This window comes from Halococcus thailandensis JCM 13552 (genome assembly GCF_000336715.1).
GTDB classification, from domain to species: Archaea; Halobacteriota; Halobacteria; order Halobacteriales; family Halococcaceae; genus Halococcus; species Halococcus thailandensis.
This window is the reverse complement of the sequence record NZ_AOMF01000151.1, coordinates 22,279-47,859: the sequence shown is the minus strand read 5'-3', so window position 1 is coordinate 47,859 and position 25,581 is coordinate 22,279. Positions and strand designations below refer to the sequence as shown.

The following is a 25,581-nucleotide window of genomic DNA, read 5'->3' as shown; positions in this document are numbered from 1 at the left end:
ATTATTCCATCATATGACTGACTCCATCAATGAAGTCCGGATTCAGGCCCAACCGTTCTGTCCAGCGATTTGATTTTGAACGTGCAACAGGGTATGGATAATACAGCGCATGGGCTTCGTCGTTATCGCTGGTGGGAAACGTGATCTGTTCGGGTTCGGGTAAGTACGCTTCGTCGAAGCCGAGTTCGGACGACTGGCTGAGAACGGACGGTTCGGTGCCGGGCTGCCAGCGAACGATACTTATCGGCTGTGTCGGACTGCCAGCGACGAACAACAGCTCCTCCCCGTCCGTATCGATACGTGCCGCCGGGAAACGACTACCCGGCAGATCTACGGTTTTCAGTTCGCCATCCGTCTCCAACACCCCGAGCTGATAGTCGCCAGCCTTTCCGAAGCGAACGGCAATGCGGCCGTCGTCGAAGAACGCGTACGTAGAGAGTCCGAAGTTCCACTGTGGCACGCCGAACTCCGCATCGGTCGGATACAGCGCAACAGGGTCGGTATCGTCGATTCGATAGAGGTTCCACCAGCCGGAACGGTCGGAGACGGCGTGCAGCTCGCCGTCGGGACTCCAGGCAGGTTGGAAGACGGATTCACCGTCGCCACCGAGGACCTGCCGACGATCACCGAGCTGGCCGTCATCGGTGATGTTCGCGACGTACAGTTCGGTCTCGTCCCACGGCATCGACGGATGATCCCACGTGGTCCACGCGAGTTGTGAGCCGTCGGGGCTCACCCGTGGGAACGAGTAGAAATCGTGTCCCTCGGCCACGACCGTGGGGTCGCTTGAGCCATCGGCAGGGAGCGTGACGATCGTGTTCGTCGGCTCGCTGTCGTCGTCAGTATGGCGTTCACGGACGCAATAGAGGCGGTTACCGTCCGGCGTACTGTCCATATCCGCGTATCGATCCCCCCGCTCGATTGCGGGTGCGGGCGTAATCGGCTCCGGGTCACCATCTAGCTGTTGTCGATAGAGCCGTTGGTCCTCGAAGTTGGCAAACCAGACGGTATCGCGATGGACGAGGAAATCCCCGCCACCGTACTCGTGGACGAGCGTCCGGACGTTGTAGTCCGAGGGTGTGACATCCTCCGGTCCGTTCTCGTCGTGGCGAACGATCACTCCCCGCCCCTCTTCGGCAGAGCGTCGTTCGAGCCGCCACGGTGTTCCTTCGTCGATCGCGACGTCGGTGAAGGCGACACCGCTGGAGGCAACCATCTCCGATGTGATCGGTGACGGCCACTCTCCATACTTCATCTTGGCAGTGTCCGACATGTGGATCGATACCACCAGCTCGGTAATCAAAGTTCGTCCCTACTGATACTGGAATGACAATATTCGTTTTCCGTGAAGTGAATACCGTCTCTCTGCACCCATTGCACGTGGATTGCCGTCGGTAGCTCGTCCTGACCGGTGCCCGATCAGATCGCGTCCTCGACGTTCGCTCGCACCTGTGTCAGCGCTTCGTCGCTCCGTCCGTCGATCTCGGCCACACGTTCCTCGATCGCCGTGACGACGGCCGGCTCCTCGACCAGTTCGAGATTGGCTCGGACGGTGAACACCGCCGCTTTCAGCGCCGCGTGAGCGAGGAAGGCCCCGGTTCCGGCGTCGGCCAGCGCGTTTCGATTCCCCATCGCCGTCACCGCCTTGGCGTGGTCGAGCACGTCGAGACAGGCCGCGGCGATGTCGAGCGGTACGTCGGCAGCGCGGCGCGATCTCTCGTCGATCAGTTCGGCGCGCCCCTCGTCGGTCGACGCGGCGAACGCGGCCTGCAGCTCGTCGACGGCGGTCGAGTCCTCGTCCGCGAGCTCCAGCAGGCGTGTCCGGCGTGTTTCGAGTTCAGTACGGACCGTCGAGAGCTCGGACTCGACACCGTTGTCGTCTTTCTCGATCGTATGGATACACACCATCTCACAGAGCGCTGCGCCGAACGCACCGCCGACGGCAGCGACCGCACCGCCGCTCGGCGTGACTGCGCGTGCTGCGACGTCGTCGAGGAATTCGGCGATCGTTTGCTCGGCGAAGGCCATGCTCGATCGGTCGTGATGGGCTGGCAAATATCTGTTCCGCTCGCCGGTCCCGCTATCGGCGAAATTTGGAACACAGCTATGGATAGTGCCCCTATCAGTCGCACCAAACCTCGAAATTCGTCGAGAAAACACCGAGAGGTGTTTCGGGACGATGCACAGACAGATACGGTCACCGGCGAGTGCGTTCAGCACAACGTATATCAGCACCGTGCCGCCAGTTGTCGAGTGATGGTCGAGATCGACGGGCGACGAACGCGATCGTGGGCGACGCTCGGCGCTGCGGCAGGGAGCGCGGTCGGTCTGGAACTCCTTTCGCGCCGACTGTTGCGGCGATACGGTGAGGGATTGAACAGCATGCCGACGGTCGTTCTGGAGGAGTTCCCGGAAATCGACCGGGCGCTGCTCGAAAAGCTCTCCAGCTTCGACGCGGAACTCGGCTGGTGCCCCCAACCCGATCGGACGAAACAGAAGGACACCGGCGATCACCTCCCTGGTGAAGAGGTCCGCACCGTCGTCGAGTATTCGACCGACGAGTACGGCAGTCGGGTCTGTCCGGCCGCCGACCGCGATGACGATACCGATCTCTCGATCTCGACCTACGGCGACTCCTACTGCTTCTGTCGGGAGGTCGACGACGACGAGACCTTTCAGCACCACCTCGCCGATACACTCGACACGCACGTCGGCAACTACGGCGGCGGCAACTACGGGCTCGATCAGGCGCTCATGCGACTGCAACGCCAGTACCCCGAGGATCCGACCGACTACGTGATCGTCCTCGTCACGGCGTCGTCGATCGCCCGGATCCTGAGCGTCTGGAAACACTACCAGGAGTTCGGCAACGTGCTCGCGGTGAAGCCGCGCTACCGGCTCGACGACGGCTCGTTAGAGCGCGTCGAGACGCCGATCACCGAAAAAGAAGATCTACTCGATCTCGAAGCCCACGCCGAGTTCCTCCGTTCGCACGATTTCCACTACAACCACTGGTTCAAACCGCATCTCGCGCGCTTCCCCTACGCGACCGACCTGCTCTCCCCACCGGAACAGCTCCGCTATCTCGCCGCTGCCGGGCTGGAGGACGTCGAAGGGCGACTCGGCGTCTCGCTGCCCGGCATCGACACCGCCCGTGCGAAGACGCGCTCTGGGGTTAGACTCGAACAGCCACGGGTTCGCTATCACGAGGAATTGTACGATCAGAAGGCCGACCTATTTGAAGCGATCGTCGGCGAGTTCGTCGACTACGCCGAACAGGAGGAGTTCACCCCGGTGTTCGCGATGGCCGGTCAGCTGCGCTATGCGGCCTACGAGGCGACTCACGGCCCCATCTACGGCGATCTGCTCGATCGGCTCGACGAGCGCTACCCGACCCTGGAGACCATCGACATCCCGCGCCATTTCGAGGAGGCCGACGATCCGGAAGCCGTCGAGTCGCTCTACGTCCAGCGCGGCGAGGGCGGCCACTACAGCTCGGCGACCAACGAACGCATCGCCGACCTGCTCGTCGCGGAACTGTTCGACTGAGCGAAGGGCGATCGGGGAAAACAGCGCGCCGAGCCGTCAGTTTTCGAGTGCCTCGCCAGCGTTGTCCCGCGGTCGGTAGCCGAGCGCACGCTGGGTTTCGGTCAGCGAGAGATAGCGCTCGTCGTTTCGGGAGACGCCGTGGGCGGCAATCGGGCTCTCAGCGAGTTCGGCCGTGGCCGCCCGTTCCAGGAAGTCGCGGCAGTCCCGATGGCTGAGCCACATCGCGCGCGCGAAGCGGGCGTACGCCTCCGGATATTCGTGATCGGGGTTCTCCTGGGTGTCCCGTAGCTCCTCGCGATCCATCAACCAGCCGATGCGCGCGTGGACCACCTCGATGTCGTGACGGGCGGCGTAGTAGTTGCCGATGGCCTCGCCCGCGACCTTCGTGATCCCGTAGTAGGAGTCGGGTCGTGCGTCGGTGTCCGAGAAGACCGTCGGTGCGTCCGATTTCATCGTCTCGGGTTCGCTCGGATCGACGACGTCGTCCACGTTGACCGCGTGGTTCGAACTCGCGTAGACCACACGGTCGAGTCCGTTGTCGATGGCGGCCTCGTAGGCGTTGTAGACGCCGTCGATGTTGACCCCGCGCACGTCGTCCCAGTCGGCGTACGCCGAGGCGTTGCCCGCGAGATGGACGAGGACGTCCTGGCCGGCGAGCGCCTCGGTGAACGCCTCGCGATCGGTCACGTCGCAGACGATCCCGTCGATGTCGTTCTCGTCGCCGTGGACGAGCGGCGTCACGTCGTGGTCGTCGAAGCCCTTCAACAGTGTTCGTCCGACGTTGCCCGCCGCACCGGTGATGGCGATCCGTGTCATCGCCCGTTCGTAATCGGGGTCGGCACATAGCTTTTGATCGAGCGTGTCATAGAATCCGTCTCATGCCGTGAGCATCTCGCGGCCCGGATTGTCTCCTCGTTCGTCGTTGGTGATTGCGACGACCACTCNGAGCGTGTCATAGAATCCGTCTCATGCCGTGAGCATCTCGCGGCCCGGATTGTCTCCTCGTTCGTCGTTGGTGATTGCGACGACCACTCGAAGGCACAATGCAACGAACACCTGCGTCCGCGCATGGACGCGGCCTCGGGCACGGACGGGCCCGAGGCCGCAGTCCTTGACCGTATCATTCGTTCGTTCGACCTGTGTCCGGCGATTGTACGTCTCGTCTAAGACCGAGCGTTTGAGCTGTACGTCCTCGCTGTACTTTTCGATGCGGTCTTCGACCCTGTACTCGATATCGAGCGGATCGTCGGTGTTTCGCGGGTTATACGGGGCGATTGGCACGATCCCTGCCTCCAGCAGGTGATCGTGCCAATCGAGCGTGTCGTACGCGCTGTCGCCAAGCATCCAGACCGGATGTTTGACGGCGAGCGCGTCACGCGTGACGCGCATCGCCGTCTCTTCTGGCGCTTGTTTCGCTGGCGTGAACTCCGCTGCGATGGGAATCTTTGCTCCCGCCGAGACGATCGTACAGCCGAAACCGTAGTAGTGCTCTTCAGCGGTTGAATCGTAGTTCCACGAGGCATCGTCGTTCCACGGAATCGCTTCGACGTGAGTCGAATCGATTCGGTACGTAGAGTCGAGCAGGCCCCGAACGGCGGCCTGCTCGACGAGGTGGTCAAAGACATCGTCAACGACGTGTTCGAGATCGGTGAGGAAGCGATCGACCGCGTCTCGCGACGGCGGTCGATCGAAGCCACAGCTGAGCCAGACCAGCGGCTTCTGGAGTTCTCGTGCGACGGGACGAGTGCCGTAGACGTCCTCGTAGTAGCAGTGGAGAAAGCCNAGCCAGACCAGCGGCTTCTGGAGTTCTCGTGCGACGGGACGAGTGCCGTAGACGTCCTCGTAGTAGCAGTGGAGAAAGCCGCAGAAGAGTTCTGGTGGCTCATGAACTCGTGTTCGCCCCCGCTTGCAGGGGGCGAACACATCGTACCCCAGCAGAAACTCGAAAGAGAGATACTCAAACAGCGGTACTGTCTCGGTCGCCGCGACATTCAAGAAGTCGTCGACAGAAGTGACGTTTTGCAGGGTCTGGGCGTTGTTGGACACAATTCCCACACCCTGCAACCTCGCACGTGACGCTTTCTATGACACGCTCTTTGATCAGGAACGTGCGCGCCCGTAGCGGTGCACCCAGCGCGATCCTCTCCCTCATGGCCGTCGTCGGCTCCGTTCGGGCGCGCCGAAGTGAGAGATAGGGTTTTCATCCTGGGTGTTCTACGGCTGGCCATGAGATGTGTTATCGTTGGGTATGGGCGCGTCGGTACCCGCACGGCCGACCTCCTTGCCACGGAGGGCCACGAGGTGATCGTCGTCGAGAACGACCCGGAAAAGGTCGAGCGCGCCCGCGAGAGCCGGTTCACGGTCGTCGAGGGCGACGGTGCAGCGACGGCGGTGCTGGCCGAGGCCGATCTCGACGCGGCCGACGCCGTCGTCGGGCTCACCGGTGATCCCGAGACCAACTTCGCGGTCTGTGCCGTCGCCAACGACCACGGCTGTCGGACGGTGTTGCGCATCAGCGAGGAGTTCTCGGCGGCGGTCTACCGCGAGTACAGCGAGGGCGTCGACGAGATCATCTACCCCGAACAGCTCGGCGCGGCCGGAGCGAAGACCGCCCTGCTCGGCGGGGATTTCAGCGTTCTCGCGGACATCACCGAACGACTCTCGGCGGCCTCACTCACCGTGCCCGAGGATTCGCCCGTCGTCGGCGAGCGCGTCGTCGCTCTCGACGTGCCCGATGCGGCGCGGATCTACGCCCACGGGCGGGCCGGCGAGTCACTGACGATCCCGCTCCCGCGGACGGCGATCGAATCGGGTGATCGTCTCGCGCTCATCGCCGATCCGGACGCGATCGAGCGCGTTCGTGCGACCGTCGAGGGTACCGAGAGCACGCTCTCTGACGATGCAACGAAAGGGGAGGGGAGGGCCACCGAGGCGGGGGCCACGGGGCGCGCGAGTGGGGAGGATGGGGAGTGAACCGGTGGCGCGCCCAATCGGGACGACACACGGGTGATACTTAACTCCGCGTCAGACGACCGCACGACGCACCCCTTCAGCCGTCGTAGTCGTCGAGGCGCGTTCGCGATGAGTCGCCGGTGAGTTCGTCGAAATCCGTGCCCGATTCGAGTGCCGTCTCCTTTTTGACGCGGTAGTTGCCGCCGTCGGTCGTGTAGCACTCGCTTGGATGGAAGAAATACCAGTCCTCGCGGTCGAAGCGCACGCCGATACGGGGTTTTGCACCGAAGTTCTGGGAGAAGAAGACGAGCGCCTCGACCTCTTCACCGGTGAGGTAGATCGGATCGCCCGACGAGGATTTCGCCTCGATGGCGTAGAACACCTCGCCGTTGCCGGCGAGCGCGTCGGGCAGTTCGCGCTCGGTGGCACTGCCGCTCGCGGGTGCACGCATCACCGCGAAACCGGCCGCGTCGAGGCGGTTGACGAGCTCGCGCTCGCGCCGGTCGCCCTTGGCGTGTGACATCGCTACGTGCCGTGATCCCAGCTGCCCATGTACTCGGTCTGCGTCTCGGTGAGATCGTCGATCGCGAGCCCCTCGGCGTCGAGTTTGATCTCGGCGACCTCCCTGTCGAGCGTGTCGGGCACCTCGTGGACGCCGGGTTCGTACTCCTCTTCGGTGAATTCTCGCACACAGACGGCCTGTACGCCGAAGGACTGATCCATCACCTCGACCGGATGGCCGAGCGCGATGGGGGCGGCGAGGTTGACGAGTCGGCCCTCCGCGAGCACGTTCAGACGGGTGCCGTCGGCGAGTTCGTACTCGCGTACGCCGGGACGGGCCTCGCGGGTCGAGTCGGCCAACTCCTCGAGCGCGTCGAGATCGATCTCGACGTCGAAGTGGCCGGCGTTCGCCAGCAGCGCGCCGTCCTGCATCCGCTCGAAGTGCTCTTCGGTGAGCACGTCCCGGTTGCCGGTCGTGGTGATGAAGACGTCCCCCTCGGCGGCGGCCTCGGCCATCGGGAGCACCTCGTAGCCCTCCATGTGAGCTTCGAGCGCCCGCCGGGGATCGACCTCGCAGACGACGACGTTCGCGTTCTGGCCGGCGGCCTTCTTCGCCACGCCGCGACCACAGAAGCCGTAGCCGGCGACGACGACGGTCTTTCCCGCCCACGAGAGGTTGGTCGTCATGGCGATCGCCGCGAGCGAGGACTCGCCCGTACCGTGAACGTTGTCGAACAGCCGCTTCATCGGCGTGTCGTTCACCGCGAAGACGGGGTACTCCAGTGCGCCGTCGTCGTCCATCGCACGCAGGCGGTGGACGCCGGTGGTGGTCTCCTCGCAGCCACCCAGAATCGAGTCGATCAGTTCCGGATGGTCGTCGTGGATCGCCGCGACCATGTCCATCCCATCGTCCACAGTTATACTCGGCTCGTGGGAAATGACGGCTTCGATGGCGTCGTAGTAGCCCTCGTCGTCGACGTCGCGCTCGGCGTAGGAAGTGATTCCCTCCTGGGCGTCGAGCGCCGCGCTCACGTCGTCGTGCGTCGAGAGCGGGTTGCAGCCCGTGATGGCGACCTCCGCGCCGGCGGCCGCGATCGTTTCGGTCAGCACCGCGGTCGTCGCCTCGACGTGCATCGCCATCCCGACTCGCTGGCCTGCTAATGGCTGTGTCTCTTCGAACTCCTCGCGCAGCGCGGCACAGATCGGCATGTGTTGGCGCGCCCAGTCGATCTTCTGGCGGCCCGACTCGCGCGCGTTCGCGGGATCGTCGAGACGCTCGGTGATCGGTTCGGTGGTCATGTCCGGGAAACGGCCAGCGCGCTCAAAACGCTACCGAAGACGATGGCAGCCCGCGGTCTGTCGGCAGGACTTTAGCCACCCGGGCGTTCTCATCCGACGACAGCAACGATGGACGACACAGCCGACCCGACCGACCGCCCCGTTCCACGCCGTCGATTTCTGGGACTCGCGGGTGCCGCGGCCGTCCCGTTCGTCGCGGGCGGCAACGCGCGCGCGACGCCCCAGCCACAGCAGACCCCTCCCGTCCCGCGCGGCCCGACGATCGGCCTCGACACCGTCGCCGGCGGCTTCGAGCAACCGATCGACTTCGCTCCCGAACCGGGCGGCGATCGGCGATTCGTCCTCGAACGCACCGGTCAGATGTATACGGTCGAGTCGAACGCGCAGGGAAACCCCTTTCTCGACATTAGCGACCGCACGACGCCCGTCGAGGGCGAACAGGGGCTGCTCGGACTCGCCTTCCATCCGAACTTCCAGAAGAACGGGACGTTCTACCTGCGATACAGCGCGCCGCCGACCGACGCCACGCCGGACCCCTACTCGCACACGGCGGTGCTGTCGGAGTTTCAGGCCACCGACGACCTGAGCAGCGGCCGCCCCGGCACCGAGCGCCGGCTGCTCGAAGTGCCCGAACCTCAGAGCAACCACAACGCCGGTGCGGTCACGTTCGGTCCCGACGGCTATCTCTACGTCTCCTTCGGCGACGGCGGCGCGGCCCACGACGCCGGCACCGGCCACGTTCAGGACTGGTACGGCGCGCTCGACGGCGGCAACGGGCAGGACGTGACGGAGAACTTCCTCGGCAGCATGCTGCGCATCGACGTCGATAGCCGAACGGGCGACAAACCCTACGGCATCCCCGACGACAACCCGCTCGTCGGCGAAGAAGGTCTGGACGAACACTTCGCGTGGGGGCTGCGCAACCCGTGGCGGATGGGCTTTTCCGACGGCGATCTCTACGTGGCCGACGTCGGCCAGGATCGCTACGAGGAGGTCAATATCGTCGAGAAAGGCGAGAACTACGGCTGGAACGTCCGCGAGGGCACCCACTGTTTCAGCCCGAACGGCGACATCGACTCCTGTCCGACCGAGACGCCGGGAGACGTCCGCGGCGGCGAACGGCTCGTCGGCCCGATCATCGAATATCCGCACACCCGCAACGACGAGCCGATCGGCAGCTCGGTCATCGGTGGCTACATCTCGAAAGGCGACGTCGATGCGCTCGACGGCCAGTACGTCTTCGGTGATTACAGCATCCGCGCCGGCAAGCCCCAGGGATCGCTGTTCGTCGCCGATCCGAGCCAGGACGGGCTACGGTCGTTCGAGAAGCTCCGCATCGCCGGGGCGAACAACGGCGAGCTGAACGCCCATCTCATCGCCATCGGTCGCGACGGTGACGGCGAGCTCTACGCGCTGACTGCGGGCGGCGATCTCGGCGGCGGCGTCCACCGGCTCGTTTCCGCGGCGAACGCCAGGAACGGGGCCGCGACGACGAGTGAGGGGAATCGAACGAATGCGACGGGCACGAGCAGTACGGACGGGCCGGGATTCGGCGTGTTCGCGGCGCTCGCGGGGCTGGCGGCCGTCGGCGCACGAGTGCTCGATCGCTGATCAGCGCGCACGCTCGACGGCGGCCGTAGCGCGCGACTCGGCTTCTTCCCGTACCTGTTCGGCGTCGAGCGTGAGTACCTCGCGATCGCGCATCAGCACGTCGCCGTCACAGACGGTGTGGCGTACGTCCGCTCCGGAGGCCGCGTAGGCGAGATGGCTGACGAGATCGTGCTGGGGCGTCAGATGCGCGCTGTCGAGATCGAGCACGGCGATATCGGCTTTTTTCCCTTCGGCGAGTCGCCCGCTGTCGAAGCCGAGCACGTCGGCGCTGCCCGCCGTCGCCATCTCCACCGCCGCGGCTGCATCGACGGCGCTCGCGTCGTCGGCCGCGAGCTTGCCGACCATCGCCGCGTCGCGCAGCTCGCCGAACACGTCGAGATCGTTGTTCGAGGCCGCGCCGTCGGTGCCCAATCCGACTGTCACGTCCGCGTCGAGCAGTTCCTGGACGGGCGCGATGCCGCTCGCGAGCTTCATGTTTGAAGCCGGACAGTGGACGACGCCCGTCCCGGTTTCGGCGAGCAGCTCGATCTCGGCCGCGTCGAGGTGGGTGCCGTGGGCGATGAAGTCAGTAGGTGAAAGCAGTCCGTGCCCGGCGGCGTATTCGAGCGGGCGCTCGCCGTGTTCGTCGACGAGAGGGGTGACTTCGTCGCGTGTCTCGTTCGCGTGGATGTGGATCGGAACGTCCGCGTTGCGGGCTTTCGGGACGAACTCGTCGAGCTCCGCGCCGTCGACGGTCGTGAGGCTGTGGGGCATGAACGCCGTCGAGACGCGCCCGTCGGCTGCCCCGGCCTGCTCGCGCGCGACCGTGAGCCCCTCCTCGAAGTCCGCGCTGGCCTCGTCACGGTCCTTCCCGACGGTGACGACGCCGTGGCCAACGCGTGCGCGCAGGCCAGCCTGCTCGACGGCATCGACGACTGCGGGTACGTCGAAGTACATGTCGCAGAGCGCCGTCGTGCCCGCCTCGATGCTTTCGAGCGCGCCGAGCGCGGCCCCTGCGCGGACGTCGTCGGGCTCGAGCACGCCCTCGATCGGCCAGACGTCCTCGCGCAGCCAGCTGTCGAGCGGCTTGTCGTCGGCGTAGCCACGCAGCAGCGCCATCGCGAGATGAGTGTGAGCGTTGACGAGCCCCGGCATCACGAGCCCGTCGGTCGCGTCGAGCGTCTCGTCGCCAGCAGGAACGTCGCCGACGGCCAAGATTTCCCCCGTGTCCTGATCGACGAGCACGTCGCCGTGCTCGACGGTCATGTCGGGTTCGAGAACCTGCCCGCCGGTGATTTCGAGCGTCGTCATACAGGGACTTCACGTCCGGCGGCGTGAATCTACGGGTTCGTCCCCGCCCCTCAGGCACCGGTGACGTCACGATCGGCCGGCGAGTCCGCACCGAACTCGGCGACGAGCGCGTCGAGCTTCTCGGGATCGTCGTGGCCCGGCAGTCGCTCCTCGTCCGTGCGACACGTGCTCGAAACGCCGATCTCGTCGGCGACGTGATCCGTGACGGCCTCGGCCATCCGCCGGTGGGTGGTGAGTTTCCCGCCGACGATACTCGTGAACCCGTCGACGCCGTCGCACGAGTGATCGAGCAGGAAGAACCCGCGCGAGATCGAGCGTGACTCGCCGCGTTCGGCCTCGTCCGGTGCGTACAGCGGTCTGACGCCCCAGTATGCCCGCGAGATCTCGTCCTCTTCGAGGGCGGGCACCATCGCGGCGCACTCGCGCACCATCCGATCGATCTCCTCGCGGTCGGTGTCGTAGTCGTCGGGATCGTCGACTTCGACGCTCGTCGTGCCGAGCACCGCCTGCGAGCCGTGGGGCACCACGATGTCGCCGTCGCTCGGCGGCCGACAGCGGTTGAGCACCGGCTCGATCCCCGCGTGATCGACGGCGACCATCACCCCCGAGGTCGGCCGCATCGCCATCTCGACGCCGGCCTGTGCCGCGAGATCCTCGGCCCACGCACCGGCCGCGTTGACGACGTGATCGGCACGGATCTCCTCCTCCCCATCGTCACCGTCGACGCGTGCGCCGACGACCACACCATCCTCGCACAGCAGATCGGTGACGGGCGTATCCGGCAGTATCCGTGCGCCGTGTTCGCGGGCGCTCGCGGCCGTGGCTGCGACGAGCCGTGAGGGGTAGATCACGCCATCGGGGACCCGGATGACGCGCTCGGTTCGTTCCGAGAGCTCGGGTACTGCGTCGCGTGCGTCTGCGCCCGACAGCACCGTCGCGTCGATCTCCTGCTCGCGACAGCCGGCGAGCTTCTCGTCGAAGTAGTCCGGATCGTCGCCGTCGAGCTGGACGAACAGCCCGCCCGTGTCGTCGATGCACGCGCCGGCGATATCCTTCAAAATCCGGTTCTCGGCGATGCATTCGCGTGCACCGTCAGGATCGAAGTCGGCGTAGCGCGCCCCGCTGTGGAGCACGCCGTGCGAACGGCCCGTCGTTCCGGCGGCGAGCCCGCCCCGTTCACAGAGCGTGACGTCGACGCCGCGCAGCGCCAGATCGCGGGCGATGCCGGCTCCGGTCGCGCCGCCGCCGATCACGAGCACGTCGGTCGCTCGGTTCACACCGTTTCTCGGGCCAGCGAACGCATCACTCTATCGCACCGGTAACGAAAGGCAGTTCATCGCCGACCACCCGAGGCCGGTATGCGCCTCGCCGTGCCCAGCAAGGGTCGCCTGCACGACCCGACCGTGAGTCTGCTCGAACGCGCCGGCCTCCACATCGAGAACGGGGCCGAGCGCCAGCTGTACGCCTCGACCGTGGATCCCGACGTCACGGTCCTGTTCGTCCGTGCCGCGGACGTGCCCGAATACGTCGCCGACGGCGCGGCCGACGCGGGCGTCACCGGACTCGATCAGGTCCGCGAGGCCGGCGTCGAGCTCGACGAACGCCTCGATCTCGGCTTCGGACGCTGCCGGCTCGTGCTCGCCGCGCCCAAGGACGGCTCCCTGGAATCGGTCTCGGATCTCGCCGACAAGACCGTGGCGACGGAGTTCCCGCACATCGCCCGCGAGTTCTTCGCCGATCGGGGGATCGACCCCGGCGTCGTCGAGGTCTCGGGCGCGACCGAGCTCACGCCTCACGTCGAGATGGCCGACGCCATCATCGACATCACCTCGACGGGGACGACCCTCCGCGTCAACGGGCTCGACATCATCGAGGAGGTCCTCCCGAGTTCGGCCCGGCTGTTCGCCCGCGGGGACGCGGCCGACGACCCGAAGCTCCAGGAGGTCGAGACGGCGCTCAGCTCGGTGCTCTCGGCCGAGGGCAAGCGCTACGTGATGATGAACGCGCCCGAGGAGCGACTCGACGAGATCCGGGACGTGATCCCCGGACTCGGCGGGCCGACGGTGATGGACGTCGCCGGCGAAGAGAGCGTCGCGGTCCACGCGGTCGTCGACGAACGTGACGTCTTCGAGACGATCAACGAGGCGAAAGCGCTCGGCGCGAGCGGCGTGCTGGTGACGGAGATCGAGCGCCTCGTCGACTAGGTGGGAGCAGTGCCGGCGAGCCGGTAGGCGCTCAACACGATGAACAGCACGAGGATGCTGACGACGATGTGGATGAACGTGACCAGCGCCGTCGTCCGGGCCTTGATCCGATAGACGTAGCGGATCAGCACGAAGTCGACGGCGATGGCGAGCACGAACGCCAGCGGGCCGTACTGCTGGAGCAACAGTGAGATGGCCGCCGGAGCCGGCCCGACGAGCAGCGCTCGCTTGATCGGCACGTCGCCGAGCACGTTCCGTGCGGCGATGTGGGCGGTCAGCGAGTAGACGCCCGCGGCGAGCAGGAAGGTGCCCGCGTAGGCGAGCGGGCCGCCCGCCGCCGGGCTGACCTGTGCGAGAACGCTCGCGGTCATACCGATCGTTCACTCCGGCACGATTTGTGTCTGCCCTTTCGCGGCGCGTCCGATTTCGGCCGAAACAGTATTCTCCTCGCGTGCGAAACACTCACACATGGTGACGGCCGACGATCTCAGGCGGGAATCGGAATCCGAGCGCAGCGACCGCGAGCGCCGTGCCTGTGCGGACTGTGGATCGCTGGTCGTCGGCGAGCGCTGTCCGGAGTGTGGCGGGACGAACGTGGTCGCCGTCGCCGAGATAATCGATCCGGCGTTCCGGGAGTAGCTACCCGTCGAGCAGCCCGAGCTCGTCGAGACGGTCAGTGATCTTGTCGACGGCGTGTTCGGCGTCGGCCGGCTCCTTGCCGCCCGTGATGACGAGTTTGCCCGAGCCGAACAGCAGTGCGACCACTTCGGGATCGTCGAGGCGGTAGACGAGACCCGGGAACTGCTCGGGTTCGTACTCGATGTTCTCGAGGCCCAGTCCGATCGCGATCGCGTTCAGGTTGAGCGTCTTCTGGAGATCGGCGCTCGTGACGATGTTCTGGACGACGATCTCGGGGTCTTCCTCCACGCGGATCTCGAGATCGCGGAGCTTGTCGAAGACGATCTCCAGGCTCTCGTGGACGTCGGCGGTGCTTTTCGCCCCCGTGCAGACGATCTTGCCCGAGCGGAAGATCAGGGCGGCGGATTTCGGCTCCTGGGTGCGGTAGACCAGCCCGGGGAACTGCTCGGGGTCGTAGTCGGCACCCTCCAAGTCCATCGCCACGCTCTGGAGATCGAGCTCCTGACCGATACCCGTCGACGCGACGACGTTTTCGATGTTGATGGTCTCCTTCGGATCCTGGGCAGACATGACTCGTCTTAAAACTCGTATTTAAGACTTATAAAGGTTGATGCTCTCGATTGACATGTATGGAAACGGATTGTTCCGGGCGGCGACCGACAGCGACATGTCCGCAGCCCCGAACGAACGGGGGTGTACGCCCTCGAACTCGGTGGCGAGGACGACCCCTTCGCCGTCCGCGAGGCCGCGAGCGCCGCGAGCGAGGTCGAGTCGCTCGCGTCGGGTCTCGCGCTCGCCGACGAGATCGATCCCGAGCGTCTCGCCAGCCTCGCGTTCACGCTCCGGGCGAGCCGGGTTCTCGCGCGTACCGACGGCACCGTCGAGAGCGCCCGCGAGGAACTCGCCGACGCCGAACTCGATCGCGAGGGGACGGTCGCGGTCCGCGCACGCGACGTCCGCCGAACCGCCGACGTCGACACCCAGCTCGCCGAACGCCGTCTCGGTGGCGTACTCACCGATCGTGGCTACACCGTCGATCTCGACGACCCCGACCACGAACTGCGGGCGCTGTTCGCCGACGACTCCTGTATACTGGGCTGGCTCGCCGCCGAGAGCGAGCGCGGGTTCGGGACGCGCGCACCGACGAAGAAACCGTTCTTCCAGCCGGGATCGATGAGCCCGCTGCTCGCGCGCGCACTCGCGAACATCGCCGGCGCACGTCCCGGAGAGACTCTCGTGGACCCGATGTGTGGTACTGGCGGTGTGCTCGTCGAGGCGGGGCTCGTCGGCGCTCGCGTCGTGGGGTTCGACGCCCAGTCGAAGATGGCGCGCGGCGCAGCGACGAACCTCGATCACTTTCTCGACGAGCACGAGTTCGCCACCGCGCGGGCCGATGCGACGCGCCTCCCCCTCCGCGACGACGCGGCCGACGCCGTGGTCTTCGACGCACCCTACGGCCGTCAGTCGAAGATCGAGGGCGAACTCGATGCGGTCGTTTCGGGTGCACTCGCCGAGGCGAAGCGAATTGCCCCGCGCGCCGTGATCGTCGGCGATCGCTCCTGGATCGACGAGGCGCGCGCTGCGGGCTGGAGCGTCGAAGACAGCTTCGAGCGGCGCGTCCACCGCTCGCTCGTTCGCCACATCGCGGTGCTTGGATGATTATCGACCGAGCTCGGCGAGCAGATGCGAGAGATGGAGTCGATCGCTCGTCCCCTCGGCGAGTTCCATATCGATCTCGCCGGCGAGCCGGTGGAGTTCGGCCGGCGGTGGGCCGACCGACCGCGAGCGCGCGACGCGGAGCACGTCGTCGAGCAGCTCCCCGCCGCTCAGCCCCTCCTCGACGAGCAGGTCGTCGAGGGTCTTTCTGGCGTCCTGGAACTCGCCGTCCTCGGCCGCGGTGATCATCCCTTCGATGCGATCGTCGTCGCCGACGCTCCCGAGTGCCTCGTAGGCCGCGTCCATCGTGATCTCGCCCTCGTCCTCGGCGGTGGTCTGTGCGCCCAGGATCGCCTGCCGGAGATCGCCGTCGGCGTAGTTCGCGACGTACTCCAGCCCGTCGGCGTCGTGGTCGACGTCCTCCTCGACGACGATCCCTTCGAGCACGTTCACGATCTCGTCGGCCGTCGGCGCGCGCACGGCGATCGAGAAACAGCGCGAGCGGATCGGCGGGATGAGCTTCGAGGGCTGGCGCGTCGTGACGACGAACTGCGTCGTCTCGTGGTGGCGTTCCATCACCCGCCGGAGCGCCTGCTGGAAGTCCTCGCGGATGGCCTCGGCGTTGTCGAGCAGGATCGTCTTGTACTCGCCCGAGACGGGTGCGTAGCTCGCCGACTCCGAGAGGACGTGTTTGATGAGGTCGGCCTTCGAGGAGTTACGCCGGCGTTTGGAGGTGATGAACGACGAGAACCGCGGGTCCTCGCTCACCTCCTTTTTCGTCCGTCCGAAGAAGTCGGCGACGTTGAGTTCGACGAGATCGTTGTCGGGATCGGTGTGGAGTTCGTCGGCGAGCGCACGTACGGCGGCCGTCTTGCCGGCTCCCGGCGGTCCGTGCAGGATCAGGTTCAGCGGCTCGGCGACGGCCCGATCGAGCGACTCGCGAACGGCCGGCTGGGGGAGCTCCGCGAGCGCCGGTGCGTGTTCGTCGGTCCACAGCGGCCCGTCCATTGCCGGCGGTTCGCCCGCGAGAAAGATGAATCGGTCGGTACGGCGCTACCGCCTGACGACCGTGAGCACGGCGAACAGCGCGAACACCCCGATGATGACCGGGAAGAGCGGGTTGTCGAGGATCCCCTCACGACCGCTGCTCTCGCCGCCGTAGGGTGTACTCTCGTCGGCCGGCTCCTGCGCTGGCGTCGCCGTGGGCGTCTCCGTCGCGGTGGACTCCGCCGTCGCCGTGGTGGACGGCTCCGTCTCGGTCGGCGAACTGGTTGCCGTCACGGTCGGCGTGGGTGTCGATGGGCGTTCGACGGTGAGCGATGCCGTATCGGCCACCGGCGATCCGTTCGCGCGCGCCGGCTGATCCTCGACGCCGTCCGACGACACGTACTGGAACGCACGGTCGCCGTCGGTGTCATCGTGGATGACCACGCTGATGCGCCCGGAGTCGACCGGTGTGGAGTCGTTCCCGCCAGCGACCGCCACGGTGACGTTCTCGTAGCTGCCGGCGTCGAGATAGCCGGTCGCGCCGAGCAGCGTTTCGGTCGCGTTCGAGCCGTTGTACCCTCCGTCGTGAACGGCGACGTAGCCCCCGTCGGGGAGCGTCGCCCGATCGACGGTGACGGTCGTTCCATCGGACGTCCGATTCGACAGCGTCACCGAGGCGTTCGTCGGGCGATCGCTGGCGGCCACCGTGACGGTCGCGCGGTCGCGCGCCGGCGTGGAGCCATTGCCGTACGGTTCGTCGGCGTCCGACGTGAGCAGCCCGTCGAAGCGACCGTTGTCGTTCGAATCCCGGTGGAGCGTGGCGACGAGCGTGGTGTTCGTGCCGAGACGCGTCCGGTTCAGGTCGTTCCCGGGAGCGCCGCGCAACGTCACCTTTCCTTCGTGCGTGCCGGCCGAAAGCGGCAGACTCACGCCGACGATGCTATCGTTCTCGCCGGCCTCCGACAGCACGACGAACCCGCCCTCGGGGAGCGTCGCCCGATCGACGAACACCGACCGTCCGGTGCGCGTCTGGTTCGCCAGCGTTACCGACGCGTTCGCGCTCGCGTCGGTCGCGTTCTGCTGTGCGGAGACGTCACCGTCGACCGGGTGAGAGACGATGCCGACGGCGATACCGGGCGCGAGTGCCGTCGCTGCGAGTAGCACGACCACGAGGACGCTGTTCCGATAGGCTGTGTTCATTTGTTCCTCGACGCGATGGCCGAGTGTAATCAGCAGCTTCATGCGTGCCGCAAATAAAAACACGACGATATGGCCCGCGAGCGTCCGTCCCGTGGCCGATGCCGAATTTTCCGCCGAGGCGACCGACGATGAACCCTCTGCTGTCGGGCGTTTACGTCGATCCCGAACGGACGGCTGTCGCCGATGCGATGGAGCGGTGGCTCGGGACGCGCCACGCCGTCCAGACGCTGTTCACGCCGTGGCGACGCGACGCGATCGACCACCTGTTCGAGGGCCTCCTTCCTCGCATCTGGAACGCCGGGCGCGTGCCGTTGCTCACCTGGGAGCCGTTTCTCGCCGCCGAAACTGAATCCGACATCGCCCGTCAGATCGCTGCCGGCGATTTCGACGCCTATCTCGACGACTGGGCGGGCCGGCTGGCCGACTGGCTGGCCGGCCCCGACGGGAAGTGGGGGACCGCCGACGACCGTCGGCTCTACCTCCGGCTCGCCCACGAGATGAACGGCGACTGGTATCCGTGGAGTCCGACGGTCGGCGAGTCGACGCCCGACGACTACGTCGAGATGTGGCGACACGTCCACGACGCGCTCGCCAGCGAGATCGACGCCGACCACTGCCAGTGGATCTGGTGTGTCAACCACGCCGACGTCGGCGAGCACGCCGCCGAAGCCTGTTATCCCGGTGAGGAGTACGTCGACTGGGTGGGGGTGGATGGGTTCAACTGGGGACGGAGTCGGGAGTGGGCGGACTGGCGCGCGCCGGCGGCGGTGTTCGACGACATGCTCACGCGGCTCGATCGCTTCGACAAACCGCTCTGCGTTCCCGAGGTCGGCTGTTCGTCGCTGACGGCCGACGGTCACGACCCCGAACGGAAGGCCGACTGGCTGCGCGCGGCGATCGACTATTTCGACGGGCGCGTGCAGCTGTACAGCTGGTTCAACGAGGACAAGGAGACCGATTGGGCAGTGTTCGGTGGGAAAAACGGCACCGATTCCATCGACGGCTACGCGTGCTATCCGGCCTATCGCGAGGCGCTTGCCGATCACGAACCCACGGCCCCGCCGATCGACGATACGACCTTCCGCGGCGTTTAGAACTTGCCGGCGAACTCGTCGTCGGTCAGCAGTGGGGGGTAGTCCGGGAGTGCGGCGAGATACTTGTCGGCCGAGAGCGCCTGCTTGTAGTTCTGGTAGGACGAATACTGCTCGCCGCCGACGCTGGCCTGATCGGTGCCGCGCGAGCCGCCGAACACCGCCCAGTCGGTCTCGTCCTGGCCCGTCTTGTCGACGTTGAACCAGCAGGTCATCTTGATGTCGTTCTCCGAGACGTAGGAGAAGGCGTCGTCGATCCACTGGGCTTTCTGCTGGGGATCGTGGCCGTTGCCCGAACTCGGGATCGACGAGGAGGCGAACTCCGTGAGCGCCACCGGCTTGTCGGTCAGTTCGCGCATCCGGTTCAACATCGGATCGAACAGCTCCGCGGGTGAGCGCCAGTTCGACTGCCCGGTCGAATACTGCTGGCTCCCGCCGAAGTTGAACCCGTCGAGCCCCACCCAGTCGACGTAGTCGTCGCCGGGGTAGTAGCGCTCGGCGCGGATGCCGCCGATCTCGTCGGCGTTCGGCGACCAGATCCACTGGATGTTCGACTCGTCGAGTTCGGTCTCGGCAAACCGCTTGTGGAGCTGCCGCCACATCCCGACGTAGTCGTCGGGGATGCCGGCCGTCGGGTCCTCGCCGTCCCCGTCGTCCGTTTCCGGGACGGCAGTCGCCTCGACACGGGTCGCATCGAGCGCGCTCCACGGGAACCAGTTGCCGTTCATCTCGTGGGCTGGCCGGAAGTAGAACCGCCGGCCGCGGGTGTTGTCGCCGCGCGGGTGCGCCCAGCTGTCGAGCAGGCTGGCCCACTCGTCGATCTGGTCGTCGTACTCGCCGTTCGCGATCTCCCGCTCGATCGTCTCGCTGGTCTGGTTTTTCTGCGGTTCGAACGGCTGCCACGAGATCAGCGGCACGTGGCCCGCCTTCCAGACGTTCGTCAGCGCGCCGTCGATGAACCCCTGTTTGGCGCTGGTCGACCCGAACGCGTCGACGAAGACGAGCGCGACCGCCGGCTTCTGGCCGAGCCAGCTGCTGTAGCTGTCGAGGTTCGCCACGAGTTCGTCGCCACCGGCATAGACACCCGTCAGCGCCGCTCCCGAACGGGTGTCCGGCGGCTCGGGCGTCGGCGTCAGTTCGGGCGTCCCGCCCGAGCCGTTGCCGTCGCTTCCGTTCGGTATCGGCGAGGAGTCGAACGGCAGCGAGCAGCCGCTCGCGCCGGCGATGCCGACCAGCCCGGCTGTCCGGAGGAATGTCCGACGATCCATCTATCGGTTTGGCGGTCGCCGGCAGTTCGGTTAAGCATTATGTTATACCGATGGTCACCCACGCTGTTCAGTCGCCTTCAGCCTCGCGCTCGGCCTCCGTGCGCTCGACGAGCTCCGGTTTCACCTTCCGCGTCACCGAGAAATCCGTCGGCGGCGAGACGAGCCCGACGAACGCACCGAGTGAATGGAGCAGGCTGACGATCGGCGAGAGGACGAGCAGCGCCAGCCCGACGAGCCACGACTCGTCGTAGTAGCGCACGCCGAGCACCGACCAGACGAGCACGAAACTGAACACACCTATCGAGACGATCTGAAACGCCGTCTCGAACGCGATGGTACCGGGAACGAACAGCGGAACGAGGGTGAGGAAGGGGACCGCCGGCGAGAGCGCCCACGCGAGGTTTCGAACGGTAGTGAGAAAGCGATAAGCCGGCGCGAGCAGCCCGCTCTCCTGTTGGGAGCCGGCGAGCCAGCGACTGCGCTGGCTGATCATCGCACGGATCGTCGGCGGTGCCTGTGTATCGAACTTGGGTGTTGCGAGCGCGAAATCGAGGCTTTCCTCGGCGGCCGCGTTCCAGACGAAGGTAGTGTCCTCGATCATCGTCGAAGTCTCCCACGTGACGTGTTCTTCGAGCTCGTTCCGGATGGCGATGCCCCCGCCCCACGCGTACAACGGGACGGACAGCGAGGGAAAGGCGCGCTGTTCGACCTGAAAGCCGAGACGGAAGATCTCGGCGAGATAGGTGAGCCACGAACCGCTGCGCCGCGGGCGTTCGCGATACTGCACGACGTCGGCGTCGGGCACCCCCGTGAAGTCGGTCATGATGCTGTCCTCGTCGAGATAGAGCACGTACTCGCGCTCGCAGGGGACGTTGCGGCGCGCCCATTCGAGCGCGCGCCCCTTTCGGATCGCCTCGCATTCGAAGGCATCGGGAACGACGTGGACGGTCGCGCCGGCGATCTCCATCGGTTCCTCGGCGATGACGTGGCGATCGGTGATCGAATCCGGGATCGCGTCGACGCTCTCCTGGACGATGCGCGCGGAGTCGACGCTCAACAGTCGCACCTGGACCGCCGACGGATCGTGTTCGACCGGCGGCGACTCGTAGCGCCGCCCGACGATCATCAGATACGTCCAGTACGCCACGGAACAGACCGAGAGGAGAACGACGAACCACAGGATAGCCGAAAGCACCATCGGCACCGCCGGGGCGACCTGTCCGGCCATTGCCACTATGAACGCCAGCCGATACATTAAGTGTTGCTGACTGTGCTCTCCGCGACAGTAGCTCTCATCGTCGGGCGGGGCGACTCGGAAGGGCTTTCCCGCGGCTTCCCGACCGGCCAGTAATGGTCGAGGTGAGCGTCATCATCCCGACGACGCTGCCCGAGGGGGCGACGATCGACCCCGTCGAGCGACTCGCACGCGATCCGTTCGACGACTACGAGCTGCTCGTCCGCCGCGACGAGGGGGCAGCCCACGCGCGCAACGTCGGCATCGAGCGCGCACGTGGCGACAAACTCGTCTTTCTCGACGACGATTCGATTCCCTGCGCGGGCTATCTCCGGACGGCGAGCGTCGCACTCGACGCCTACCCCGCCGTCGCCGGGCGCGTGCGCCAGCCCGACGACGCACGCTTCACCGATCTCGAACTTCCTTGGTACGATCAGGGTGACGACACCACACCCACCGACATGCTGCCGGGCTGCAACATGGCGATCCGGAAAGAAGTCCTCGAATCGGTGGGTGGGTTCGACGAGGAAACGTTCGGCTGGGGCCACGAGGAGTCGGAACTCGCCGAGCGCATCGCGCAGGACTACCGTATCCAGTACGTGCCGGAACTACTCATCGAGCACACGTACGTCGAGTCGCTGCCCGACTACGTCGAGAAGTCCTATCTGCTCGGCCGGGCGGACGTACGCTGGTGGCGACTCGACGGGAAATCGCTCGGCTGGCTGGTTCGTCAGTCGCTCAACACGCCGATCCGGGGTGAGTCGCGCCTCGAAACCGTCCGCCGCATCGCCCAGCGCGCGGGTTGGCTCGCCGAGATCGTCGCCGGATAGCCTACGACTCCTCTTCGATCCGCTCGCGCTCACGATACCGCCAGTCGGCAGCATTTTCGGGACTGTCGGTTTCGAGCAGCGTATCGAGTTTACGCTCGAACTGCTCGTCGGTGAGATCGCCGCGCGCGTAGCGCTCGCGCAGCGTTTCGAGTGCGTCGGTGGTCGTGCCGTCTCCGCCGCCTGCTTGCCGCTCGGACTGATCGCCGTGTCGGTGTTCACGGCGGCCCGACCAGTCGAACCAGTCGGCCCAGTCGCCGGTCCAGTCGTTCCCGGTGCCCTCCTCGCCAGCGAGAATCTCGACGAGCGGTACGATCACGGTGAATCCGATGACCCAGATGAGCCAGAACGGGATCGCGGTGAAGCCAGTGAACAACGCGAGAAAACCGAGTCCGAGTACGATCATCGAAGCGATCTCACTCGCGTTCTCGGCGGCGCGTTCGCGAACGTCACTCATACCCCTATGTTTCGACTGGAGAACAAAAACCCACCCCACTTTTTTAGACGGGAGTATCGCGCGCTCGTTTCACTCGCGCGCTCAACCCCCGACCAAAAACCTGGACTAAAAAGAGCCGCTCGCGCCTGCGGTGCTCGCGGTGAACCGCGCTCACTGCTCACGGCTCACTGCGGTCGCCGTTCGCTTTCGAGGTTCTCCCGTCGGTCGAACCCCTCACCGTTCGCGCGGACAGTCGTTCTCCACTACTGCACCGCCACTGCCCACGTGCCTCCCCAACCGACTGCGCTCCTTGCTCGCGTCGCTCGCTACGGTGCTCATCCACCGTCAGAGCCAAGCTCTGACGAGCCTGCACTCGCTGTGCTCGTGCAGACCTCGCGCAGTGTTCGCGCTCGGTGCTCACTTCGTTCACACACGAGCGCGAGCGCGCGCCGACCGCAATCGCATCCGCGGGGGTTCCGAAGCGGCTATCCCGGCGGACCGGCGAGGCGAGGTATGCAGGTGACGTTTCTCGGGACGGGTGGCGCAGTCCCGACGACCCGGCGCAACACGAGCGCCCTCATGGTTCGCCGCGAGGGCGAGCGCCTCCTCTTCGACTGCGGCGAGGGCACTCAGCGCCAGATGATGCGCTTCGGTACTGGATTTTCGGTCTCACACGTTTTTCTGAGCCATCTCCACGGCGATCACGTGCTCGGACTCCCGGGACTCTGCCAGACTCTCGACTTCAACGATCGCGAGGAAGCGCTCGCGATCCACACGCCCCCCGGAACCAAGTCGGCGGTCGAGAACCTCGTCGGTGTCACCGGCGCGCGCCCCGGCTATCCCATCCGGGTCCACGAGGTACAGCCGGGCGGGATCGCGCTCCGCGAGGAGGAGTACGAGGTGCGTGCCTTCGAGACCGACCACCGAACTCGGTCGGTCGGGTACGCACTCGTCGAGGACGATCGGAAGGGACGATTCGATCGCGAGCGCGCGGAGGAACTCGGCGTTCCGGCAGGCCCGCTGTTCTCGGAGCTCCACGAGGGGAACGCGGTCGAACTCGACGACGGCACGGTCGTCGACCCCGAGCAGGTCGTGGGACCGCCGCGGCCCGGGCGGAAGATCGTCTACACCGGCGACACCCGACCCACTGGCGCGACCGTCGAGGCTGCCGACGACGCCGACCTGCTGGTCCACGAGGCGTCCTTCGGCGAGGACAGATCGGAACGTGCCGGGAAAACCGGCCACTCGACCGCGCGACAGGCCGCCGACCTCGCCACCCGTGCCGACGCGAAACGCCTCGCACTCACGCACGTCTCCTCGCGCTACGCCGGCGAGAGCGACCGACTCGCGGCCGAGGCACGCGAGGTCTTCGACGACGCCTTCCTTCCCGACGACGGCGACGGGATCGAGATTCCCTATCCGGACGGATAGCGTTTTCCCGGCGAGCGCCGTGGCTCGGGCATGCCGAGTGCGACAGCCGCCGAACTGCTGGCCCGCAACCGCGACCACGTCGAACAGCTTTCGGACGATCACTTCGACGACGTGCTCGACGCCCAGTCGCCCCCCGTGGTCTCGCTGTGCTGTGCGGACTCGCGGGTCTCACAGGAGGCCATGTGGAGCGTCGAAGAGCCGGGATGGCTGTTCACGCCCGCGAACATCGGCAACGTCGCGTGGGACGCGGAAGATTCCTCGACCGTCGACGGCAACCTCCTCTACCCGGTCGCCAACACGGATACGCGAACGATCGCCGTCGTCGGCCACACCGGCTGCGGTGCCGTCACTGCCGCCTACGGAGCCGCCACCGACGGGGCGCTGCCCGACGAACCCGGCATCAGAAAGCGCGTCGAACCGCTCGTTCCCATCGTCGAAGACGCGCTCGACAGTGGCATCGCGGACGACGAGGACGTCATCGACCGCCTCGTCGAGTACAACGTCCGCGACCAGGTCGCTTTCCTCGACGAGAGCAACGAAATCCCCGACGACACGCTCGTCCTCGGGTTCGTCTACGATTTCCACAAAATCTACGGCGACGAACCGGGCCGCACCTATCTCGTCGCCGCCGACGGCGAGACCGATCCTTCGGCGCTCCGCGAGCGGGTCGACAGCGATGACGAGATCGCCGTTCGCTCGCTGCTGTGATCACCGCTTGGGTGTGAACAGGTCCTCGATGGCGCAGTCGAAGAAGTCGGCGAGCGTGAAGGCGAGTTCGAGCGACGGGTCGTAGCGCTCGCGCTCGATGGCGTTGATCGTCTGTCGCGTGACGTCGACGCCTTCGGCGAGCGCACCCTGCGAGAGGTCGCGGTGTTCGCGGTACTCCGGCAGCACGTTGTTCATCGACGACGGCGCGCGAGCAGGAGGAACCCGCCCCAGAGCGCGTAGATGAGTGCGATGACCACGCCGGCGAACGCGAGCCACAGCGGGAATTCGATATAGCCGAGACCTGACAGGATCGCTGCCGTCGGGAAGACGATCGCCGAACTGAGCCCGATCACCTGTATCGTGTTCGCGCTCGCTTCCTCGATGATGTCCGCGTCGCGCTCATCGAACATCGATGCGGGCCGGCCGAGCGCGAACGTCGCGCCGCCGAAGAGGAAGAAGGCAACGGCCGCAACGGCGGGATAGCCCGCCACTGCCAACCCGATGTATGCGACGGTCGCCAGCGCCCACAGACCGATGTAGGTCAGTCGATTCCGGTTCGTCCTCGTGGTGTACGCGGTTTCTGCCATGCTGTAAAGCACCCTTTACAGTAAAGTGTACTTTACACACTGATATAGTTCTTTCGGCGATCCGAGCGTGTCGTGCTCCCGATTCGATAGTTCGGGAAGGAAACCTGGGGT

The 25,581-nt window shown here is 66.1% G+C and carries 27 protein-coding genes; 10 read left to right on the top strand and 17 right to left on the bottom strand.

The genetic code is table 11. The features are described from left to right. Position 1: 1 nt before the first annotated feature. Positions 2-1,273 carry a PD40 domain-containing protein gene (locus C451_RS09220; RefSeq protein ID WP_007739966.1) on the bottom strand — a complete coding sequence of 424 codons (1,272 nt, stop codon included), beginning with the start codon at positions 1,271-1,273 and terminating at the stop codon, positions 2-4. Between the two features lie 146 nt (positions 1,274-1,419). Next, positions 1,420-2,028, bottom strand: a complete 609-nt coding sequence (locus C451_RS09215; protein WP_007739965.1) for a cyclodeaminase/cyclohydrolase family protein — start codon at positions 2,026-2,028, stop codon at positions 1,420-1,422. Between the two features lie 228 nt (positions 2,029-2,256). Between C451_RS09215 and C451_RS09210 the strand changes: the two genes are divergently transcribed. After that, positions 2,257-3,549 carry a hypothetical protein gene (locus C451_RS09210; protein ID WP_007739964.1) on the top strand — a complete coding sequence of 431 codons (1,293 nt, stop codon included), beginning with the start codon at positions 2,257-2,259 and terminating at the stop codon, positions 3,547-3,549. 36 nt (positions 3,550-3,585) lie between these two features. Here the strand turns inward: C451_RS09210 and C451_RS09205 are convergent, their stop codons facing one another. Together C451_RS09205 and C451_RS09200 are read right to left on the bottom strand one after the other, a co-directional pair. Further along, positions 3,586-4,365 carry an NAD-dependent epimerase/dehydratase family protein gene (locus C451_RS09205; RefSeq protein WP_007739963.1) on the bottom strand — a complete coding sequence of 260 codons (780 nt, stop codon included), beginning with the start codon at positions 4,363-4,365 and terminating at the stop codon, positions 3,586-3,588. Between the two features lie 150 nt (positions 4,366-4,515). Further along, the gene (locus tag C451_RS09200) at positions 4,516-5,595 is read right to left on the bottom strand and encodes a transposase (RefSeq protein ID WP_007739962.1); all 1,080 of its coding nucleotides are present in this window, start codon (positions 5,593-5,595) and stop codon (positions 4,516-4,518) included. Between the two features lie 180 nt (positions 5,596-5,775). Between C451_RS09200 and C451_RS09195 the strand changes: the two genes are divergently transcribed. Further along, positions 5,776-6,522, top strand: a complete 747-nt coding sequence (locus tag C451_RS09195) for a potassium channel family protein (RefSeq protein ID WP_007739961.1) — start codon at positions 5,776-5,778, stop codon at positions 6,520-6,522. 76 nt (positions 6,523-6,598) lie between these two features. Here the strand turns inward: C451_RS09195 and hjc are convergent, their stop codons facing one another. Together hjc and C451_RS09185 are read right to left on the bottom strand one after the other, a co-directional pair. Then, a complete protein-coding gene (hjc, locus tag C451_RS09190) occupies positions 6,599-7,024 on the bottom strand; it encodes a Holliday junction resolvase Hjc (protein ID WP_007739960.1) in 426 nt (141 codons plus the stop codon). Between the two features lie 2 nt (positions 7,025-7,026). Next, positions 7,027-8,301 (bottom strand): adenosylhomocysteinase, encoded by a 1,275-nt coding sequence (locus C451_RS09185; protein ID WP_007739959.1) that lies wholly within the window; start codon positions 8,299-8,301, stop codon positions 7,027-7,029. A gap of 108 nt (positions 8,302-8,409) precedes the next feature. Between C451_RS09185 and C451_RS09180 the strand changes: the two genes are divergently transcribed. After that, a complete protein-coding gene (locus tag C451_RS09180) occupies positions 8,410-9,912 on the top strand; it encodes a PQQ-dependent sugar dehydrogenase (protein WP_007739958.1) in 1,503 nt (500 codons plus the stop codon). Here the strand turns inward: C451_RS09180 and C451_RS09175 are convergent, their stop codons facing one another. Both C451_RS09175 and C451_RS09170 read right to left on the bottom strand, forming a co-directional pair. After that, entirely contained in the window at positions 9,913-11,202 is a 1,290-nt protein-coding gene (locus C451_RS09175; protein ID WP_007739957.1) for an amidohydrolase, read from the bottom strand. Positions 11,203-11,252: 50 nt separating this feature from the next. Further along, entirely contained in the window at positions 11,253-12,479 is a 1,227-nt protein-coding gene (locus C451_RS09170; protein WP_007739956.1) for an FAD-dependent oxidoreductase, read from the bottom strand. Positions 12,480-12,560: 81 nt separating this feature from the next. Between C451_RS09170 and hisG the strand changes: the two genes are divergently transcribed. Then, positions 12,561-13,406: an ATP phosphoribosyltransferase gene (hisG, locus tag C451_RS09165; protein WP_007739955.1), complete on the top strand. Its 846-nt coding sequence runs from the start codon at positions 12,561-12,563 to the stop codon at positions 13,404-13,406. Here hisG and C451_RS09160 read toward each other — a convergent pair. Continuing rightward, positions 13,403-13,777 carry a DUF7473 family protein gene (locus C451_RS09160; RefSeq protein WP_007739947.1) on the bottom strand — a complete coding sequence of 125 codons (375 nt, stop codon included), beginning with the start codon at positions 13,775-13,777 and terminating at the stop codon, positions 13,403-13,405. The genes hisG and C451_RS09160 overlap by 4 nt on opposite strands. A 97-nt stretch (positions 13,778-13,874) precedes the next feature. Between C451_RS09160 and C451_RS22900 the strand changes: the two genes are divergently transcribed. Beyond that, positions 13,875-14,045 (top strand): hypothetical protein, encoded by a 171-nt coding sequence (locus C451_RS22900; RefSeq protein ID WP_004054532.1) that lies wholly within the window; start codon positions 13,875-13,877, stop codon positions 14,043-14,045. On the opposite strand, the gene C451_RS09155 is transcribed toward C451_RS22900, so the two are convergent. After that, positions 14,046-14,615, bottom strand: coding sequence for a TATA-box-binding protein (locus tag C451_RS09155; protein ID WP_004054531.1), 570 nt, complete (start codon positions 14,613-14,615; stop codon positions 14,046-14,048). A gap of 123 nt (positions 14,616-14,738) precedes the next feature. Between C451_RS09155 and C451_RS09150 the strand changes: the two genes are divergently transcribed. After that, a complete protein-coding gene (locus C451_RS09150) occupies positions 14,739-15,704 on the top strand; it encodes a methyltransferase domain-containing protein (RefSeq protein ID WP_007739940.1) in 966 nt (321 codons plus the stop codon). Here the strand turns inward: C451_RS09150 and C451_RS09145 are convergent, their stop codons facing one another. Both C451_RS09145 and C451_RS09140 read right to left on the bottom strand, forming a co-directional pair. Further along, a complete protein-coding gene (locus C451_RS09145) occupies positions 15,705-16,709 on the bottom strand; it encodes an AAA family ATPase (protein WP_007739938.1) in 1,005 nt (334 codons plus the stop codon). It abuts the gene before it with no gap. 45 nt (positions 16,710-16,754) lie between these two features. Beyond that, positions 16,755-17,930, bottom strand: a complete 1,176-nt coding sequence (locus tag C451_RS09140) for a DUF7282 domain-containing protein (RefSeq protein ID WP_007739936.1) — start codon at positions 17,928-17,930, stop codon at positions 16,755-16,757. An 86-nt stretch (positions 17,931-18,016) separates the two neighbouring features. Between C451_RS09140 and C451_RS09135 the strand changes: the two genes are divergently transcribed. Beyond that, positions 18,017-18,982 (top strand): glycoside hydrolase family 26 protein, encoded by a 966-nt coding sequence (locus C451_RS09135; protein WP_007739935.1) that lies wholly within the window; start codon positions 18,017-18,019, stop codon positions 18,980-18,982. On the opposite strand, the gene C451_RS09130 is transcribed toward C451_RS09135, so the two are convergent. Both C451_RS09130 and C451_RS09125 read right to left on the bottom strand, forming a co-directional pair. Beyond that, complete coding sequence (locus C451_RS09130) at positions 18,979-20,247, bottom strand: glycoside hydrolase family 26 protein (RefSeq protein ID WP_007739934.1); 1,269 nt, start codon at positions 20,245-20,247, stop codon at positions 18,979-18,981. The two genes, C451_RS09135 and C451_RS09130, sit on opposite strands and share 4 nt — an antisense overlap. A 67-nt stretch (positions 20,248-20,314) precedes the next feature. Further along, positions 20,315-21,475: a glycosyltransferase family 2 protein gene (locus C451_RS09125; protein WP_007739933.1), complete on the bottom strand. Its 1,161-nt coding sequence runs from the start codon at positions 21,473-21,475 to the stop codon at positions 20,315-20,317. A 122-nt stretch (positions 21,476-21,597) separates the two neighbouring features. On the opposite strand from C451_RS09125, the gene C451_RS09120 reads away from it, so the two are divergent. Then, entirely contained in the window at positions 21,598-22,311 is a 714-nt protein-coding gene (locus C451_RS09120; protein WP_007739932.1) for a glycosyltransferase family 2 protein, read from the top strand. 1 nt (position 22,312) lies between these two features. Here C451_RS09120 and C451_RS09115 read toward each other — a convergent pair whose 3' ends face one another. Further along, entirely contained in the window at positions 22,313-22,765 is a 453-nt protein-coding gene (locus C451_RS09115) for an SHOCT domain-containing protein (RefSeq protein WP_007739931.1), read from the bottom strand. 492 nt (positions 22,766-23,257) lie between these two features. On the opposite strand from C451_RS09115, the gene rnz reads away from it, so the two are divergent. Together rnz and C451_RS09105 are read left to right on the top strand one after the other, a co-directional pair. Continuing rightward, complete coding sequence (gene rnz, locus C451_RS09110) at positions 23,258-24,175, top strand: ribonuclease Z (RefSeq protein WP_007739930.1); 918 nt, start codon at positions 23,258-23,260, stop codon at positions 24,173-24,175. Between the two features lie 30 nt (positions 24,176-24,205). Then, positions 24,206-24,883: a carbonic anhydrase gene (locus C451_RS09105; protein ID WP_007739928.1), complete on the top strand. Its 678-nt coding sequence runs from the start codon at positions 24,206-24,208 to the stop codon at positions 24,881-24,883. Here the strand turns inward: C451_RS09105 and C451_RS09100 are convergent, their stop codons facing one another. Further along, entirely contained in the window at positions 24,884-25,078 is a 195-nt protein-coding gene (locus C451_RS09100; protein ID WP_007739923.1) for a helix-turn-helix transcriptional regulator, read from the bottom strand. Next, positions 25,075-25,470 carry a DUF2178 domain-containing protein gene (locus C451_RS09095; RefSeq protein ID WP_007739922.1) on the bottom strand — a complete coding sequence of 132 codons (396 nt, stop codon included), beginning with the start codon at positions 25,468-25,470 and terminating at the stop codon, positions 25,075-25,077. Before C451_RS09095 ends, C451_RS09100 begins: the two co-directional genes overlap by 4 nt. Positions 25,471-25,581: the final 111 nt, after the last annotated feature.